The 17,581-nt window shown below is 40.1% G+C and carries 15 protein-coding genes; 9 read left to right on the forward strand and 6 right to left on the reverse strand.

The window, feature by feature from the left end:
* Window positions 1-202: 202 nt before the first annotated feature.
* Window positions 203-2,137, reverse strand: a complete 1,935-nt coding sequence (locus QNI29_RS01630; protein WP_231419738.1) for an ABC-F family ATP-binding cassette domain-containing protein — start codon at window positions 2,135-2,137, stop codon at window positions 203-205.
* Window positions 2,138-2,434: 297 nt separating this feature from the next.
* Between QNI29_RS01630 and QNI29_RS01635 the strand changes: the two genes are divergently transcribed.
* Both QNI29_RS01635 and QNI29_RS01640 read left to right on the forward strand, forming a co-directional pair.
* Window positions 2,435-3,112: a redox-sensing transcriptional repressor Rex gene (locus QNI29_RS01635; protein ID WP_231419739.1), complete on the forward strand. Its 678-nt coding sequence runs from the start codon at window positions 2,435-2,437 to the stop codon at window positions 3,110-3,112.
* Between the two features lie 142 nt (window positions 3,113-3,254).
* A complete protein-coding gene (locus tag QNI29_RS01640; protein WP_231419740.1) occupies window positions 3,255-4,667 on the forward strand; it encodes an MDR family MFS transporter in 1,413 nt (470 codons plus the stop codon).
* A 19-nt stretch (window positions 4,668-4,686) separates the two neighbouring features.
* Here QNI29_RS01640 and QNI29_RS01645 read toward each other — a convergent pair whose 3' ends face one another.
* The 3 genes from QNI29_RS01645 to QNI29_RS01655 are packed head-to-tail and all read right to left on the reverse strand — an operon-like array spanning window position 4,687 to window position 6,122.
* Window positions 4,687-5,181 carry a hypothetical protein gene (locus QNI29_RS01645; RefSeq protein ID WP_231419741.1) on the reverse strand — a complete coding sequence of 165 codons (495 nt, stop codon included), beginning with the start codon at window positions 5,179-5,181 and terminating at the stop codon, window positions 4,687-4,689.
* Window positions 5,182-5,215: 34 nt separating this feature from the next.
* Window positions 5,216-5,416 carry a YdiK family protein gene (locus QNI29_RS01650; RefSeq protein WP_231419742.1) on the reverse strand — a complete coding sequence of 67 codons (201 nt, stop codon included), beginning with the start codon at window positions 5,414-5,416 and terminating at the stop codon, window positions 5,216-5,218.
* 7 nt (window positions 5,417-5,423) lie between these two features.
* On the reverse strand, window positions 5,424-6,122 hold the full coding sequence (locus tag QNI29_RS01655) for a CPBP family intramembrane glutamic endopeptidase (protein ID WP_231419743.1): 699 nt from the start codon (window positions 6,120-6,122) through the stop codon (window positions 5,424-5,426).
* Between the two features lie 279 nt (window positions 6,123-6,401).
* On the opposite strand from QNI29_RS01655, the gene groES reads away from it, so the two are divergent.
* The 7 genes from groES to QNI29_RS01690 all read left to right on the forward strand — a co-directional run bounded on the left by groES (window position 6,402) and on the right by QNI29_RS01690 (window position 14,703).
* Window positions 6,402-6,686, forward strand: a complete 285-nt coding sequence (groES, locus tag QNI29_RS01660) for a co-chaperone GroES (protein WP_231419744.1) — start codon at window positions 6,402-6,404, stop codon at window positions 6,684-6,686.
* Between the two features lie 60 nt (window positions 6,687-6,746).
* Window positions 6,747-8,381 carry a chaperonin GroEL gene (gene groL, locus QNI29_RS01665; protein WP_231419745.1) on the forward strand — a complete coding sequence of 545 codons (1,635 nt, stop codon included), beginning with the start codon at window positions 6,747-6,749 and terminating at the stop codon, window positions 8,379-8,381.
* Between the two features lie 714 nt (window positions 8,382-9,095).
* A complete protein-coding gene (locus tag QNI29_RS01670; RefSeq protein WP_231419746.1) occupies window positions 9,096-9,935 on the forward strand; it encodes a metallophosphoesterase family protein in 840 nt (279 codons plus the stop codon).
* A gap of 8 nt (window positions 9,936-9,943) precedes the next feature.
* Entirely contained in the window at window positions 9,944-10,570 is a 627-nt protein-coding gene (tmk, locus tag QNI29_RS01675; protein ID WP_231419747.1) for a dTMP kinase, read from the forward strand.
* Entirely contained in the window at window positions 10,563-11,489 is a 927-nt protein-coding gene (locus QNI29_RS01680; RefSeq protein ID WP_231419748.1) for a thymidylate synthase family protein, read from the forward strand. The genes tmk and QNI29_RS01680 overlap by 8 nt, the downstream gene beginning before the upstream one ends.
* Before the next feature lie 130 nt (window positions 11,490-11,619).
* Window positions 11,620-12,960 (forward strand): thymidylate synthase, encoded by a 1,341-nt coding sequence (locus QNI29_RS01685; RefSeq protein ID WP_231419749.1) that lies wholly within the window; start codon window positions 11,620-11,622, stop codon window positions 12,958-12,960.
* Window positions 12,961-13,488: 528 nt separating this feature from the next.
* Complete coding sequence (locus tag QNI29_RS01690) at window positions 13,489-14,703, forward strand: Bcr/CflA family efflux MFS transporter (protein ID WP_231419794.1); 1,215 nt, start codon at window positions 13,489-13,491, stop codon at window positions 14,701-14,703.
* Between the two features lie 213 nt (window positions 14,704-14,916).
* Here QNI29_RS01690 and QNI29_RS01695 read toward each other — a convergent pair whose 3' ends face one another.
* Together QNI29_RS01695 and QNI29_RS01700 are read right to left on the reverse strand one after the other, a co-directional pair.
* Window positions 14,917-16,437 (reverse strand): multicopper oxidase family protein, encoded by a 1,521-nt coding sequence (locus QNI29_RS01695; RefSeq protein WP_231419750.1) that lies wholly within the window; start codon window positions 16,435-16,437, stop codon window positions 14,917-14,919.
* Between the two features lie 117 nt (window positions 16,438-16,554).
* Window positions 16,555-17,496, reverse strand: a complete 942-nt coding sequence (locus QNI29_RS01700; RefSeq protein WP_231419751.1) for a cation diffusion facilitator family transporter — start codon at window positions 17,494-17,496, stop codon at window positions 16,555-16,557.
* Between the last annotated feature and the right edge of the window lie 85 nt (window positions 17,497-17,581).

The following is a 17,581-nucleotide window of genomic DNA, read 5'->3' on the forward strand; positions in this document are numbered from 1 at the left end:
ACGCTGTCATAGTAAATATTGGTATGTGCATAACAACTGTGGATAACTCGTTGTAATTCTGTGGATTATGTGTATAAATCTGTGAAAAACTGTATTTGTAAGGAAAAAGGCTGTGGATATAAATGGGGATAGTCGCGTGATTCGACAAATGGTATGAAAGCGCTCCAAAAAGAGAGGATATCCTGTGGATATCCTCTCTTAGTTATTCTTCATCATGGAGTTGTTCCCATTCTTCCATTAACGATTCAATCTTTGATTTTGAGTTCGAATTGGATTCAGTTAGTTCGAGTGATTTCTCATGATCCTGATAGATCTCTGGTTCGCAGAGTAAGGCATCATTTTGTTCAATCACTTCTTCTAATTCTACGATTTCTTGTTCAATTTCCTCAATTCGGCGTTTGCGCTTTCTGGCTTCTCGCTGTTCAGCCTTATTCTGTTGGAATTGATTCTTAGAGTCTTTAGCTTCTTTCTCTTGTGTAGGGTTTTGCTGTGCTTCATATTCAGCGATGTCCCTGGCTTCTTGCTTTTTATCTAAATAGTAATCGTAGTCTCCAAGGTAAAGCTTTGTATCTGTTCCGTTTAGCTCTAACACTTGTGTAGCGATACGGTTAATAAAGTAACGGTCGTGGGAGACAAATAGAATCGTTCCTGGGTAATCCATTAGAGCCGCTTCAAGCACTTCTTTACTATCTAAATCTAAGTGGTTCGTTGGCTCATCCAATACAAGGAAGTTTGATTTCTCAAGCATCAACTTCGCCAGTGCGATTCTCGCTTTTTCTCCGCCACTTAATGAGTTAACGGTCTTTAAAACGTCGTCTCCTGTGAAGAGGAAGTTTCCAAGCACGGTACGGATATCCTTCTCATCCATTAACGGGTATTCATCCCATAGTTCATGAAGGACAGTCTTGGTAGAATTGAGCTGCGCCTGTTCCTGGTCATAATAGCCAATCTGCAAGTTCGTTCCGTATTGAATCGTACCACCTGTAGGGGAGAACTTCTCAATAATGTTCTTTAGAAGCGTTGTTTTACCAACACCGTTTGGTCCGACAAGGGCAAGACGCTCTGTCCGGTTTACGTCAAAGGATACATGTTCAAAGACAGGCTTTTGACTTTCCTCGTATTGGAAAGAAAGGTCACGGACTTTCAATACATCATTACCGCTTCTTCTGTTGATGTCGAAGGAGAACTTAGCTGACTTTTGATCGCCTTTAGGCTTATCCACCTTTTCCATCTTCTCGAGTTGTTTCTGTTTGCTTTGGGCTCGTTTGCTTGTGGAAGCTCGGGCCATATTTTTTTGGATGAAATCTTCCATCCGTTTCATTTCCGTTTGTTGTTTCTCAAACTGTTTCAGATCGCGTTCATAATTGGCAGCTTTCGCATCAAGGTACTTGCTGTAGTTGCCGTGGAATTTCTCAGAAGATTGATAGGAGATCTCATACACGACATTGACCACTTTATCAAGGAAGTAGCGGTCGTGGGAGACGATGACAACGGCACCTGGATAGCCCTGCAAATACTGCTCTAACCAATTCAACGTATCGATGTCTAAGTGGTTCGTTGGCTCGTCCAGCACGAGGATATCAGGTTTTGATAGTAAGAGTTTACCTAACGCAAGCCTTGTCTTCTGACCACCACTAAGCGTTGCGATTGGTGTGGATAAATCGAAATCTCCAAAGTTCAGCCCATTCAGGACAGCTTTTACGTCAGCCTCATATCGGTAGCCTCCGTCCGTTTTAAATCGGAGCTGGAGTTCGTCATAGTCTTTTAAAAGCTTCTGGTATTGTTCATGATCATTGATCAAATCTGGATTCGCCATTTGTTCTTCCATTTGGCGGAGCTGTTTCTCCATGGCTTTCAGATGATCGAACACGGCGATCATTTCATCCCATATGCTTTTGTCGGATTCGAGTCCGGTGTGCTGCTCTAAATACCCCAGTGTTGCTTCTTTCGGTTTATGGAGCTCACCTTCTTCATATGAAAGCTCTCCTGCCATAATTTTGAGCAAGGTCGATTTTCCTGCTCCATTACGGCCAACAATGGCAATTCTGTCATTGGTGTGTACTTCTAATTTAATATTCGATAGAATAAGATCAGCGCCGAAGCGTTTTGTAATATTATTCATTTGCATAAGAATCATGATCGTTCACCTCAATGAGTTAAGTGTATCTTACGGAACGCGTGTGAAGCAAGGTTCGTACGTTGAGGGGATAAGGGTTATTGGTTGTGGTCGGGATGTTTGTGAAATTAGAAACATTTCTTTACAATTAATAAGGACAATCCATCAGAGAAACAAGAAATAAAATACGCGAGATTTTTATAACAAGGATGATTCCACATGATCCTGCAGTAGTGGTTATAGAAAATGGAAGCGTTAACGGTGTGGCCTATATGGAATAGCTACACTTGTTACGGTATGAAATGAGGGGGATAAGAGATGGAGCTAGACCAGGCAAAAATACCACAAGCGACAGCTAAGCGACTGCCCTTATATTATCGCTTTATTAATAACCTTCACAGTCAAGGTAAACAAAGAGTATCATCTAAAGAGTTGAGTGAAGCCGTTAAGGTTGATTCGGCTACTATTCGCCGTGACTTTTCGTACTTCGGGGCATTAGGGAAGAAAGGATACGGCTATAATGTGAACTACTTACTTACATTCTTCCGTAAGACCCTGGACCAAGACGAGGTGACACGAGTCGCCTTAATTGGTGTTGGGAATTTAGGGACCGCCTTTTTACATTATAATTTCACTAAGAACAACAATACAAAGATTGAGATGGCTTTTGATGCGCAGGAAGAGAAAGTCGGGAACGATATAGGTGGTGTACCGGTCTACCATATTGATCAACTAGAAGAGCACCTCTCAGATGGGATCTCTGTTGCGATCTTAACTGTTCCGGCCAACGAAGCCCAAAGAATTGCTGATCGCCTTGTTGAGGCGGGGATCATTGGTGTCTTAAACTTCACACCAGCGCGTATATCCGTTCCAGAGGGAATACGTGTCCACCACATAGATCTGGCTGTAGAGTTGCAGGCACTAGCATACTTTCTAAAACATTATCCTCTCGATCATGAAGAGGCATCAGAAGAGGAACCAAAAGGGGCTGAATAAGCCTCTTTTTTTGTGCTTGTTTTCCTATTTAATTGTAGTCTGCTTTCAATAAGGTCGAATTGGTTTTGAGGATCGGGATATGTGATATAGTAGAAAATAGTTCGAACATCGAAAGAATCTGAAATGAAAGAAGGGACGCAGCATGAGCAAATTATCAAGTAAATGGCTCGTCGTTGTATCCGTCTTATTTGGAACATTTACAGTCATTTTAAACAACAGCATGCTGAATCCGACGCTTCCGCGCTTTATGGAGATATTCGATGCTGATGCTGTAAGTGTAGGGTGGATGCTCACGATCTTTATGGTAGCCATGGGGATGACGATGCCGTTAACCGGTTTTCTTGGGGACCGTTTCGGAAAGAAGAAAGTGTATGTAACAGGTCTTGTGATCTTCTTAATCGGTTCTGTATCGGGGTCTTTATCGCCTACCCTGAGCCTCGTTATTCTATCACGGGCTGTACAAGGGGTTGCCGGTGGTTTAATGATGCCTATTGCCATGGCGCTGATCTTTAATGCCTTTCCAAAGCACGAGCGAGGACTGGCTGTTGGTGTATATGGGGTTGCTGCGATGGTTGCACCTGCCATAGGTCCAACGGTAGGTGGCGTCATTATTCAGTTTTTTGATTGGCCTTTTTTATTCTTATTTAATATTCCTTTTGGACTGATTGGTATTATTTTATCTTCTAAATATTTAGTCGAAACGGAAAAAAATCCTTCTCTTAAATTCGACACCATTGGCTTTATTTTGGTGACGATTGGTGTCGGAGGAATTCTCTTTGCACTTGGAAGAGGGAAGGAATTAGAGACGTTACTAACGGCTAGTAACATAAGCCTGATCGTTGTTGGGATTCTTTCTGTTGTGGCGTTTGTTCTGGTGGAGAACCGAAAGAAACAACCGCTGCTCAACTTATCTGTCTTTAAAGTTCCGACCTATGCCGTGTCTGTTGTCGTGACAGGAGCGGCTTCGATTGGGCTATTCTCAGGAATCTTCTTATTGCCGCTTCTCATTCAGAACGTATACGGCTTAAGTGAGATTATGACCGGACTTCTCTTTCTCCCGGCTGCAGCGCTAAGCGGTGTATCCATGTCCATTGGTGGACGGATCCTTGATAAGAGAGGACCGAAATCGGTTATTCCGATTGGGTTATTCGTAATGGCTTCGGCTACAACAGCGCTCGGATTCCTGGAGCTGTCGACGCCTTACTGGCTCATTCTTCTATTAAACGCGGTTCGCGGAGCCGGTATGGGACTCAGCAATATGCCGGCCACAACGGCTGGTATGAATGCTATACCAGATGAGCTTGTCGCACAGGGGTCCGCGATGAACAACGTACTAAGACAGATGACGTCTTCTTTCGGTATCGTATTCTTCTCGATCTACTACGAAACAAGACGTGCGGTCATTGCAGCGGGTGAAGCTAATATGACAGAAGCCACGCTACAGACGCTGAATGAAGCCTTTCTAGTATCAGCTGTCGTGATTGCGTTAGCTATCCCATTCTCCTTTATTATGAAAGGAGCAGACAGTTCTTCTGAAGAGGAAGGCGAATCCTGATTGGATTAAGAAAGGGCCATCACTGGATGGCCCTTTCTTTTTGTGAGGCGATCGATTTTCTCCAATTGGCGATAAACAGATAAATGCCTGCTGCTGAAAGGAAACAAGCATGTAGGACAGGGGCTAGTTGTAAAAGAGCGACGCCTACTTTGTCTCCTGGTAGGTTTGTTGGTAAAAGGAGAAGATTTAACGGAATGGTTAGGATGAGTGAACCTGTTATCATTCCCCTTCCTGCGTTGCTGGGTAAGGTGGAGAGAGAAATGCATATAAGGGCTGTTGCGATTAAGAACAATACATGAGCGAAAAGAGCTTCAGAGACTGTAAAGGATATGGGGATGTCTGACATGATTAATGTCTTGTAAGCAAACGCAATGAACCCCATACAGAAGCCAGTTGCTAAAAGAAACATACTGAGGATGCCTTGTAATAAAGTATTGATGAAACCACCACCTATTAACAAAATATTCCTTTTACCTATAGTAGCAAATGATGGGTGAGATGAACATGGCTCCATTAAAATAAGCGGCTTCCCCGCATGGGGAGACCGCTTATTTTTTGTTGCTTTTATTCATCTTTAAATAGAGCATAAAAAGTCGAATTGCGACGGCGAAATTTACTGTCGCAACGAAAGAGCAAATGAGCGTAATTAAGTTCCAAATTGTCTCTTCTACACTAAGTATGGCGATATACGTAAACAAAATCCCCATAATAAAATAGAGGAATGCCATAAAGAATGGCGAAGTTTTCATAATAGGATTAACCTCCAAACAGGATTGTTTGCACGTTTTGCTCTAGTTGTTCCATGTCTACTGTCATCTGCGCAATAATGACGAGGGAGTTCATGGTAGCGTGCGTAATAATCGGCACGATAATACGCTGTGTCTTTTCATAAAGAAAGGCAAAGACCAGTCCCATGGCTGCATATTTCAGCAGGTGTTCTGGCTCACCGTGTACAATTCCGAAGATCCCGCCTGATACAAGAGCTGAAATAAGGAAGTTCGCATATTTACGTAATGTGCCAAATAGAATCTTTCGGAAGATGATTTCTTCAAGAATCGGAGCCACAATCGCAATAATGAGAATAAAGATCGGTGCTGCTTTGGCGATCGCCGATAGGTTTTGCGTGTTCTCTGAAATAGGATCTACACCAAACACAAGCGATTCAATCACAGTAGCCAGGTATTGACTAAAGAAAGCAAGCAGAATCCCGATGAGTCCCCATTTAATATAAGAACCAATTCCCATCTCATAATCCTGGCGTAAATCATTTTTAATATCTGGTTTTAGGATCAATGTAATGATGAGAAGCCCGATTACAAAGGAAAAGATCGTCCAACCGATCAGCCAGTTTTGAGGATTGGCCAGGTCGAGAGAAATGATGAAGTCCCCGACAGGTTTCCCGGATAACTGGACAAGGATATATGTTAAGATGACATACCAATAGCGCCTTGGCATTCGGCAACGACTCCTTTATGAATTTTATACCTTTATCTTACGTATTGTAACACATTTAAAGAAGTGGAAAGAAACGTTTAAATCGCAAAAGATGAGTCATAATGGGTTGGGGGAGTAGGAATGGGACACGAGGAAATTTTTATGAAGAAAATGAATGTTTTCGCTTGCAAAATAGTTAGAGATTCATTATTATAATAATTGTGTTAGCACTCATCTAATGAGAGTGCTAATAAAATCAAAACAAGCATAGGTTCAAACCATTTGAGGAGGGTGTCTGATTTGTTAAAGCCATTAGGTGATCGTATTGTAATTGAGGTAGTACAACAAGAAGAAAAGACCGCGAGCGGTATTGTTCTTCCTGACTCTGCGAAGGAGAAGCCTCAAGAAGGTAAAGTTGTTGCGGTAGGTTCTGGTCGTTTGGCGGATAATGGTGAAAAGGTTGCACTAGAGGTAGCCACTGGCGACCACATCATCTTCTCAAAATTTGCAGGTACTGAAGTGAGTTACGAAGGTACTGAATACTTAATTTTACGTGAAAATGACATTTTAGCAGTCATTAACTAATACAATCAATGTTGGACAATCATAAACGTTTACAAGAATCTTTTAGGAGGGTATTTAATCATGGCTAAAGATATTAAGTTTAGTGAAGACGCACGTCGTTCCATGCTTCGCGGTGTAGACCGCCTTGCTGATGCAGTTAAAGTAACACTTGGACCAAAAGGACGTAACGTGGTTCTTGAGAAGAAATTCGGTTCTCCATTAATTACTAATGACGGTGTAACAATCGCGAAAGAAATTGAATTAGAAGATCACTTCGAGAATATGGGCGCGCAACTCGTATCTGAAGTAGCTTCTAAGACAAACGAAATCGCTGGTGACGGTACAACAACGGCAACGGTTCTAGCACAAGCGATGATCCGTGAAGGTCTTAAAAACGTAGCTTCTGGTGCGAACCCAGTTGGCGTTCGTCGTGGTATCGAGAAAGCAACAGAAGTAGCTGTTAACGAACTTAAATCAATTTCTAAACCAATTGAAGGCAAAGATTCAATCGCACAGGTTGCAGCGATCTCTTCTGCTGATGAAGAAGTAGGGCAGCTAATCGCTGAAGCGATGGAGCGCGTGGGTAACGATGGCGTTATCACAATTGAAGAATCAAAAGGATTCAACACAGAGATGGAAGTTGTTGAAGGTATGCAGTTCGACCGCGGATATGCATCTCCTTACATGGTCTCTGACCAAGATAAGATGGAAGCGGTTCTTGAGAATCCTTACATCCTAATCACAGATAAGAAGATCTCAAACATTCAGGAAGTTCTTCCTGTCCTTGAGCAAGTGGTACAGCAAAGCCGTCCACTTCTTATGATCTCTGAAGACGTTGAAGGCGAAGCACTTGCAACACTTGTTGTGAACAAACTTCGTGGTACATTCAACGCTGTATCTGTTAAAGCACCTGGATTCGGTGATCGTCGTAAAGCCATGCTTGAAGACATCGCGACAATTACAGGCGGACAGGTTATTACTGAAGACTTAGGTCTAGATCTTAAGAACACAACAATGGATCAATTAGGTCGTGCGAATAAAGTTGTTGTTACGAAAGAGAACACAACAATCGTTGAAGGTGCTGGCAACCCTGAACAAATCTCAGGACGTGTAAGCCAAATCCGTTCTCAGTTAGAAGAAACAACTTCTGAATTCGATAAAGAGAAACTTCAAGAGCGCCTTGCGAAACTAGCTGGCGGTGTAGCGGTCATCAAAGTTGGTGCAGCTACAGAAACAGAACTAAAAGAACGTAAACTACGCATCGAAGACGCCTTAAACTCAACGCGCGCAGCGGTAGAAGAAGGCATCGTAGCCGGTGGTGGTACAGCACTTGTGAACATCTACAACAAAGTAGCTGCACTTGACCTTACTGGTGATGAAGAAACAGGTGCGAAGATCTTACTTCGTGCACTAGAAGAACCAGTTCGCCAAATCGCTCACAACGCAGGTCTTGAAGGCTCCGTTATCATCGAGCGTCTTAAAGGCGAAAAAGTTGGCGTTGGCTTCAACGCAGCAACTGGCGAGTGGGTAAACATGGTCGACACAGGTATCGTGGACCCAACAAAAGTGACACGCTCCGCACTACAAAACGCAGCATCTGTAGCGGCAATGTTCCTAACTACAGAAGCGGTTGTAGCTGACCATCCTGAAGAAGATAACGCTGGCGGCGGTATGCCAGATATGGGTGGCATGGGTGGTATGGGCGGTATGATGTAAGGTTTTCCTTACACATTACCCTAGCTCATTGTGAGACTTTTTCATAAATAACTCTCATAATAATTTGAGTAATAGGAGAGGCTTCTTAGTAGTTAAATACGCTACTGAGAAGCCTCTTTTTTTTACTCGGATATATTTCTAGTTGTCTCCTTATAAATTCGTACAGAGTAAATATTGCTAATTACTTATTAACCCATAAATATCTATATAATGAGGGCGGGGAGTCTGTATATAAGAGAGGCTATTAAGGGGAACGCCATGAATATTTCTACAAAAACACATAAAGATGGTTACTGTTGTTCGATAGTGCCCACCTTTCATAATCGTTTGGATTCGATTTATAACAAGATGAGGAGGAGGTGATGTACTGAATCTTAAAAATTTCGCTATTATGATGGCTGGTTAGTGTGAATTTAAGACTTTAGGGGAGGGCAGAAAGGGGTCCGTGGTATAAAATGAGGTGAGATTGAAGAGACTCCAGGGCGTTAGAAGAATGTTAAATCACCTATTAACTACTAGAGATATGGCAATTGAAAAGGCAAAGACTATCAATATTTTATCAAATACGACTATAATAAAATGGTAATGATAGAATTTTGAAATTAAATAGTATAGATTAAACAAAGGTAGTTTTAGTTTAGGAAAAAGGTGGATAACATATAATGGAAGAATGTATAATTTATCTAACCAAATTTTTTTAGGGAGGGATTGGTTATGGTAAATATTCTACATATATCTGATATTCATTTTCCTAGTGAACATATGGTTGTAACTGAAAGAGAGCTAAAACAAGGAATAGTGAATTTTTTAGACAATACTGATGATGAAAACATTTATTTGCTTATTAGCGGTGATATTACATTTCAGGGTAAACCTCAAGGGTATAAGGAAGCAACACTATTTTTTAAGGAAGTAATTGAAAAATCTAAAGGTAAAATAGATCCTAAGAATATCCTTTTATGTCCTGGAAACCACGATATTGTAGAGGGAAGTAATTTTGAACTTTTTGATAAATTTTCATATACTCTTAGGGGTGACAGTAACTTTTCATACAACAATGGGCCTTCATATGTTATTAAAAGGATGGAGAACGCTCTTTTTCTAGGCATTAATTCTGTATACCATCTAGATCATCAATTTGGATTTGTAAATATAGAAGAACTAGGAGAGAAACTCAAAAGTATGAGCATTAATGAAGGTGTAAGGAGAATAGCATTTACTCACCATCATCTAGTTAACCAGTTTCAAAGAGATACTTCATCAATAAGAAATGCCAGTCAATTAATTTCGCTATTAGATCACTATGGCTTTGAAACTATATTTCATGGTCATCAGCATACTAATTCAAATCTTATTCTCGGGAAATCACAGATGTTTACGATTGGAGTAAGTACACCAGGATTTGAAATGCAGGGTTATACAAATGGGATAAATTATTATAAGATCAATCAAGAAGGGTTAGAGTCGAATAGGTACGTTTATTCCAGAGATAATGAATCGGGCGGCCTTTTGGGAAGTTTTAAAGTACTAGACTCAAAATATTATACAAGGTGAGTTGAATAATGAAAAGTTTATTTATTGTATTTGAAGGTATTGATGGATCAGGAACTTCTACACAAGCAAATTTACTCAAGAATTACTTTTTAAATAATTCAATAAAATCTATAGTCACTTCAGAGCCATCAGAAGGACCTATTGGCAATATAATTAGGCAAGGGATGAAGCAAAGAATATTTTTCACTAATAACAAAAGACATTTTGATCAACAAATGGCGTATTTATTTGCTGCAGATAGGCATGACCATTTGTATAACCAAATAGATGGGGTATTTAAAAAAGTAGAAGAAGGTTTCCAGGTAATTAGTACAAGGTATTTTTTCTCTTCATTTGCTTATCATTGTGATGATGAAGAAGATTTAGAATTAGTTACTAATTTAAACAATAAATTCCCAAATCCGGACATAGTAATTTATATAGATAACCCAATTGAAGTATCTTTAGAAAGAATCAGTCAACGTTCGGTCCAAGATGTTTATGAAAACAAAGAAAAGCTTGTGAAAGTGAAAAATAATTATGAAGAGATATTCTCAAAATATAGTGGGAACTTAATTAAAGTCAAAGGAAATAATGATCCGATGGTTATACATAACCAAATTATAAATTATATTGAGGAGGTTTATAATGGATGAACATGAATTTATACAGGTAGAAAATTTCGAAGACGTAATTTCATTTGCAAAAGAAACAGTAAACCAGAATCATTCAGATGGTTACTACCTCAATTTTAGTCTTAAAGTACAATTCGATATTAATCTAATTAACAAGCCACAACTATTGGATGTAGCTACAGAAGCTGAAGATTGGCAAAATCCTAAACAGCCAGAGCACTTGCATATTAATCATGGAGAATATATCACAGAAAAGGGTGTTAGATACATAATAGAGGAATTAAAACGCAAGAGCCATTCTAATAGGGCGCTTATGTCATTGATAAATCAGGGTGATATAATAGAAAGTGGTGATAACCCAATTCCTTCATTTATGGTATTGCAATTTAGTCTAGAAGGTACAGAGTTATATATTACTACGTATTTTAGGGCGCTGGAAGTATCAAGATTCCTTCGAATAAATATAGAAGAAATTAGGTTAATTGCCAAAGAAATTTATGATGAAATCACGAACCTATCTAAAGTTAAATTAAATATTTTTGCGTTTCGTGCTTATGTAAAAGAAAATCAAAGTACATTAAAAAGGCAAGAGATAGACTTATTACAAGAGCGTCATATCTTAACGTTTATGCAAAACGAACCAAACAAACTTATTGCATTGCTTAAAGAAAAGAAAGAAGAAAGTACTGTAATTGAAAATAATTCATTGCACCATATATATGAAATAATGAATGATTCATACGTAAATGAATCTATACACTATTGTTTTAAAGGGAAATTAGTTAACCATTTATTAGAAAAATGTCTAGCATCAAGTCAGGAGCTTATAAATTTACGTGAAAAAACTTCCCACAGTGATCGAATTGAAGAAATTAATTTAACTTATTTAAGATTACTTGAAAATTTTATAGGGGAAATCGAAAAATGTTTTTATCAATAAATGAAAAATGGATGAATTAATTAACAACTGGCAGACATGTAATAAAAATTTCTAGCAAAACCAACATATATTAAGGAACTTATTTCATATAAAATGGAAAATAAATACATATTTGCGAGGTGTAAGCTTAATGAATGTATTTAAAGGTGATAATTTCTCTGTTATTTATTATGAAATGTTGAAGTATGGTTTTCATAGTTTAAATTCTTATAAGGAATCAAGAGTTGGAGAAGTGAAAGATCTTGGTCCGGTTTATTTTGAGATAAAAAGTGATAAATTTAGATTTCCATATCTAAATAAAAGAGCAATAAATCCTTTTTTCGCTTTAGCTGAATTCTCCTGGTTAATTACGGGTTCTAATCAAGTAAAACCCTTGCAATTTTTTATAAAAGGTTATGATAAATATTCTGATGATGGTGAAACGTTAAACGGTGCTTATGGACATAGATTGCGATATAAGTTTGATGTAGATCAATTAGAAAAAGCAATTGAAGGATTAAGAAATAAACCTGAATCTCGAAGAATCGTACTAACGATGTGGTCAGTCGAGGACTTGCTTGCTGATTCAAATGATTTACCATGTAACATTTCTATTATGTTAAAAGTCAGAAATGAAAAGCTGGATATAACTATTATAAATAGGTCAAATGATTTGTTTCTTGGTGTACCTTATAATGTTTATGTATTCTATCTACTACAGATTTATATATCAGAGAAAATAGGATGCGGTTTAGGGGTGCAACGCCACTTTACTGATTCGTTACATATTTATAGAAGGGATATGGATAGAATAGGCGAGATAATTCAATCAAATAGCAAGAGATCAATTATCGCTACTTCTGAACAATTTCCTTTATTTGATAGCGCTTCATACGTTGAAGTTGACCATAAAAAAATAATTGATCAAGATTATGATGGGATATCTAATGAAGATATCATTAATTTTTTCAAATCCTATATTGAATATAAAAAAACTTCAGACTTTGATAGAGCAATTGAATTGTTGCCAAAAAATCAGCTTGGTTATGTCGCATATCTTTGGTATCGTGAGAAAAGAGATTATGATGTATCTAATAGTTTTTTTGATGAAGTAAGACAGGGGATCGGTTACATGAAGAATGACTTTGAGAAAATATATACAATTAAATATGAATCAGAAGATAGTATTAAAGAATTTATTTTAAACATCTCAAAGGAACACCATCATTTATATGAATGTTTCTTGGAAATAATTAATACTAAATCAGATTTCTATTCAATAAAAGAAGAAAATATTGATAAAGGTAGGTTAGTACAGGCAGTCTTTCTATCGATTGTAATGTCTAGTGTGGCATCAACTATAGCTCCTGACATTAATCGACTATTTTCTGTAAGAATAGAAAATGTGGCTAAAAGCTTGGGACTAGAAGTTAAAGATATAATACATTTCACGCAGTTTGAGACGAAATTTACAACACTAATTAATTCATAAAAAGGGTAACGCAATACAATAAAATTCGGTTAAACGCAGTTTAAGATGTTACGTATAGGATTAAAGCCCCCTCGTTGTACGGCGCTTTTCGCTTACCACATGTAAGATATTACACACTATCACCAAAGGGGCATTATGATGTAACATCGTCTTAGGAACACTATAATGTCCAAGGTTTTAGATTAAATGTTAGAAAAACGCTAACATTCTGATAGGAAAAGAGGCTTTTCACTAATTTACACAACTAGTGAGTAGCCTCTTTTTTGTACTTATGGATCCGGGTTATCCCCTAAGCTAAAAGTGTTTCGTTTAGAGTATTTCTTGCAGAAGAAGCGATGGTCCTTATGTGAAAAGGAGGCGCTAGAGCTAGACCCGCCCTTTAAGTACCACGGGGACGGGCCCCTTGACACATGATTAGAAGTGCCAGTGAACCCGCCCCCGCGCTTCTACAATAGCCCAGGGGTAGACTTCCAGTATGAATGAAGGTTAAAATCATAGTTCAACAACCAGAAGAAGAAGGTGTTCATCATTTTACATAATCCAACAGGGAAAGAAAGAATAGGGTTAGCGTTTTTACTAGGAATGCTTGGAATACTAGGACCACTCAACATCGATATGTATCTCCCCAGCTTTCCGGGGATTGCATCCGATTTAGAAACGAGTGCGTCACTCGTGCAGCTCAGCTTAACGACCTGTCTGATCGGACTAGCTGTCGGTCAGATTGTCGTTGGACCCATCAGTGATTCGCAAGGGAGAAAGAAACCGTTAATCATCTTCCTATCCCTCTTCGCGGTGGCGTCCTTTGCTTGTGCGCTTGCGCCGAATATCTATGTACTCGTCATCGCTCGATTTATCCAAGGGTTTACGGCTTCTGCTGGTGTCGTCCTTTCCAAGGCGGTCGTGCGAGACGTATTTATAGGAAGGGAATTGACGAAGTTCTTCGCCTTACTGATGGTGATCAATGCGACGGCTCCGATGATTGCGCCGATCACAGGTGGGGCGATTTTGCTGTTACCGTTCGCCACATGGGAGACGATCTTCCTCTTCCTAAGTATCGTAGGGTTCGCCATCGTGTTCACCGTAGCAGGCAAATTACCTGAGACGCTTCCGGTAGAAAACAGGATCCCGAGCTCCGTGAAGGAATCGGTTCGGACCATTGGCCGTCTGTTGAAGGACCGATCTTTCATCGGATACGCCTTAACGATCGGGTTTGTCCACGGCGGGAGTTTCGCTTACGTTTCTGGAACGCCATTTGTTTATCAGGGAATCTATGACGTATCTCCTCAGGCGTTCAGTTTCTTGTTCGGAGTGAACGGCCTTGCGATCATTACGGGTAGTTTTCTAGTCGGCCGTCTTGGCGGCATTTTTCACGAGAGAAGCTTGCTGAGAAGTGCTGTACTGATTGCGGTTAGTGCGACGGGGGTTCTATTAGTGATGACGCTTCTCGAAGGACCACTGTATTCCATCGTCGTGCCGATCTTCATCTATATGACAGCGATGGGGATGGTGTTGACCAGTACGTTCACTTTAGCGATGGAGCATCAAGGCCACAGAGCAGGGAGTGCCAGTGCTGTGCTCGGCATGCTGCCCCTATTGTTTGGCGCGGTTGTTTCGCCACTGGTCGGTCTTGATGAGACGACGGCTGTCCCAATGGGAGCTATTCTATTTACGACGGCATCGATCGGTGCTACGTTCTTCTTCACGTTGACGAAGAAAGACGCAAGAAAAACATATGCGGGATAACATGAAAGCTCTTTTCGTCCTGGGAAGCATAGTTACGGTTCCTGTGCTTCCTTTAAAATTCTAACAATATGAGTCATAAAAGAGAGTTCTCAATAGTTGGACAAACTATTAAGAACTCTCTTTTTCTTTACTAGTAGACTTATGTTGATTTTTTAGTTATAAGGTAGAGTCGCTTTTGTAAATAGAAAGCACTAGAACCGTCCCTGCTCTTTCTCAATGCCTTACAATATAATAAGGACGCATCATTTCATAATCTTCATGCTCAAGAATATGGCAGTGCCATACAAAAAGGCCGGAGTAGGGACCAAATGTCATAATGATCCTTGTGATCTCATGTGGGTTGGCGCGTACGGTGTCTTTCCATCCTCGCTCGTTTAAATCAGGGAGGGTGCGTGGGCCGGTAGTGACTATTCTTCCTTCTTTATTATAGATGTCAGCATCGAATGGCTGGCGATCGACGATTTGAAATTGTACGAGATGCAAATGGATGGGGTGGGTGGCGTTGGAAACATTGATGAGTGTCCATAATTCTGTGCTGCCTAAAGAAGGTATCTCTGAAATCGGATCTGCCCACACCCGATTATCTAACAAGTGGATCTCACGTCCATAAGGGTCAGGTCTCATATTGAGAAGTAAGTTCCGATTTCTCTGGTAGGTTAGTAGCTTCGGGATAACGGATAATTGAGCTGGGATTGAACTTGTGTCCGGGCATGTAAGAGGTTTGATTACTCGGAATTCCATCACGGGCCCTTCTGGATTAGGGTCTACAGGAGGGAAAGGAGGCTTGGGATTATTCTCGATCACGATAGATTGTTGAAAACTCCCGGAAAAATCAATGATCACATCTGCCCGCTCAGCGGGGGCGAGAAGGAGTTCAGGAACGAGAATGGGCTGCTCTAACAATCCTTGATCCGTACCTATTTGAATAAAGGGTAGTTCGTTTGAGAGGGACAATCGATAGATTCGAGCATTCGATCCATTTAGAATGCGGAACCGGTACCGTCTAGGTTCGACATTCATAAAAGGCCACACTTTCCCGTTCACCAAAATGGTATCCCCTAAAAACTCTGGTACGACGGAAGGATCCACATCAGGAACAGGTGGCTTAGGTTGAGGTGGGTAGTAAAGGCTGCCATCAGAGTTAAAAGAACGGTCTTGAATGAGTAAGGGTAGATCATAAGGGGCTTTTGGCAGATTTAGACAAGCTTCTGCTGGATCATGAATGATGTACATTCCCGCTAGACCGGCGTATATATTGAGGCGGGTAATCCCGACGGCATGATCGTGATACCACAAAGAGGTGCCTTGTTGACGATTGGGATACGTGTACAATTGGTTTGTGAAAAAGGGGCCGACTTCTTGAAAGCCATTCGTAAACCAGGCTTCAGGATAACCGTCACTTGTGTCCGGTGTGATCCCTCCGTGAAGATGGACGACTGTGCGGACCTCGGGTACATCTTTTCCTGCTCCGTGAACAGTGGTATCAATAGGGAGAAAATGTTTCTCGGGCAGTTCATTTTTCCATAATACATGAACCGTTTGATTTCTTTCTACATGGAAGGTAGGGCCTGGATATTGGCCGTTATATCCCCAAACCTTTGTTGGAGGAAGGTCGCGGTGTAGCTTTTGATAGGTTTCCTTCATCGTTACTTCATAATAGGGGGCTTGGTTATAAGAACAAATAGGGTGAATCGCGTTCATTATTGGGAGTTCATCTACAAACTTTTCAAGCATTCGTATCTCTCCTAACGTACATGACGTTCTTCTTCTAACGTATTAAGGGGAGAGGTGAATTAAAACAAGTTTTGATATAAAAGTATCCCCCCAGAACTTGTGTCTGAGGGGGGACTTTTAATGGGAATGATCGTGATGATCATTCTTATTATCATTACAGAGAATTGAATTGTCATGAGGATGGTCACTTGATTCTAGTTGTATAGTGATGTGACCGATTCCCTTTTCACGAAGATCATCTTCTATTCGTTTTAATAAACTTTGACACTCTTCAATTGTAAGGTTTTGGATAACGACAGCGTGGCAGGAAAGTGCATTTTGATCACTGGTAATGCTCCAAACATGCAAGTCATGAATATCTTTGATTTCACCCGTGCTTTGAATGGTTTCTGCAATCTCCTCAAAATCTATATCTTTAGGTGTTCCTTCCATAAGGACATGGACAGACTCTTTGGCTACCCGCCAGCCACTAATGAGAACTAATACCGCCACAATCACGCTGGCTAATGGATCCGCCCATCCCCAATTAAAGAACATGATAAGAAGGGAAGCAACAATAGCTCCAATTGATCCTAACAGGTCACCGAGCACATGCAGAAATGCAGCTCTCAAATTTAAATTATGTTCGGTATCTCCTCGCATTAACATCCACGCAACAACGATATTTACGATCAAACCAATGATACCTATGATTAACATCCCAATAGATGCTACCTCAGGAGGTTCAATAAAACGTTTATACGCTTCATAGAAAATGTAAAGAGAAATCAACACCAGGGTAACCCCATTAAATAAAGCAGCAAGAATTTCAAATCGTTTGTACCCATAGGTTTTACTGTAATTGGCTGCTTTTTCTCCCATAATAAAGGCTAATACTCCGACACCGAGGGATACAGAATCACTCAACATATGTCCTGCGTCAGATAGCAAGGCTAAACTATTGGTTAAGAAACCTCCTATTGCCTCGATGATCATATAAACGGTTGTAATGATAAAACTGATCAATAAAGCTTTTTTGTTTGCTCCATGTGAATGGTCGTGTCCATGGTCATGTCCCATGTTTTATGCCTCCTTTGGGAACTATTTTTTCATTTCAATATATGCACACTTAATCATATGTACATGTTACAAGCATGAAGGAGCA

Origin of the sequence: Pontibacillus chungwhensis, assembly GCF_030166655.1 — a bacterium.
Classification (GTDB): domain Bacteria; phylum Bacillota; class Bacilli; order Bacillales; family BH030062; genus Pontibacillus.

What these genes read in the sequence shown, in the direction of transcription:
- QNI29_RS01630 (WP_231419738.1), bottom strand. Translation starts at nt 2,137, where the DNA reads ATGATTCTTATGCAAATGAATAATATTACAAAACGCTTCGGCGCTGAT.
- QNI29_RS01635 (WP_231419739.1), top strand. Translation starts at nt 2,435, where the DNA reads ATGGAGCTAGACCAGGCAAAAATACCACAAGCGACAGCTAAGCGACTG.
- QNI29_RS01640 (WP_231419740.1), top strand. Translation starts at nt 3,255, where the DNA reads ATGAGCAAATTATCAAGTAAATGGCTCGTCGTTGTATCCGTCTTATTT.
- QNI29_RS01645 (WP_231419741.1), bottom strand. Translation starts at nt 5,181, where the DNA reads ATGGAGCCATGTTCATCTCACCCATCATTTGCTACTATAGGTAAAAGG.
- QNI29_RS01650 (WP_231419742.1), bottom strand. Translation starts at nt 5,416, where the DNA reads ATGAAAACTTCGCCATTCTTTATGGCATTCCTCTATTTTATTATGGGG.
- QNI29_RS01655 (WP_231419743.1), bottom strand. Translation starts at nt 6,122, where the DNA reads ATGCCAAGGCGCTATTGGTATGTCATCTTAACATATATCCTTGTCCAG.
- groL (WP_231419745.1), top strand. Translation starts at nt 6,747, where the DNA reads ATGGCTAAAGATATTAAGTTTAGTGAAGACGCACGTCGTTCCATGCTT.
- QNI29_RS01670 (WP_231419746.1), top strand. Translation starts at nt 9,096, where the DNA reads ATGGTAAATATTCTACATATATCTGATATTCATTTTCCTAGTGAACAT.
- tmk (WP_231419747.1), top strand. Translation starts at nt 9,944, where the DNA reads ATGAAAAGTTTATTTATTGTATTTGAAGGTATTGATGGATCAGGAACT.
- QNI29_RS01680 (WP_231419748.1), top strand. Translation starts at nt 10,563, where the DNA reads ATGGATGAACATGAATTTATACAGGTAGAAAATTTCGAAGACGTAATT.
- QNI29_RS01685 (WP_231419749.1), top strand. Translation starts at nt 11,620, where the DNA reads ATGAATGTATTTAAAGGTGATAATTTCTCTGTTATTTATTATGAAATG.
- QNI29_RS01695 (WP_231419750.1), bottom strand. Translation starts at nt 16,437, where the DNA reads ATGCTTGAAAAGTTTGTAGATGAACTCCCAATAATGAACGCGATTCAC.
- QNI29_RS01700 (WP_231419751.1), bottom strand. Translation starts at nt 17,496, where the DNA reads ATGGGACATGACCATGGACACGACCATTCACATGGAGCAAACAAAAAA.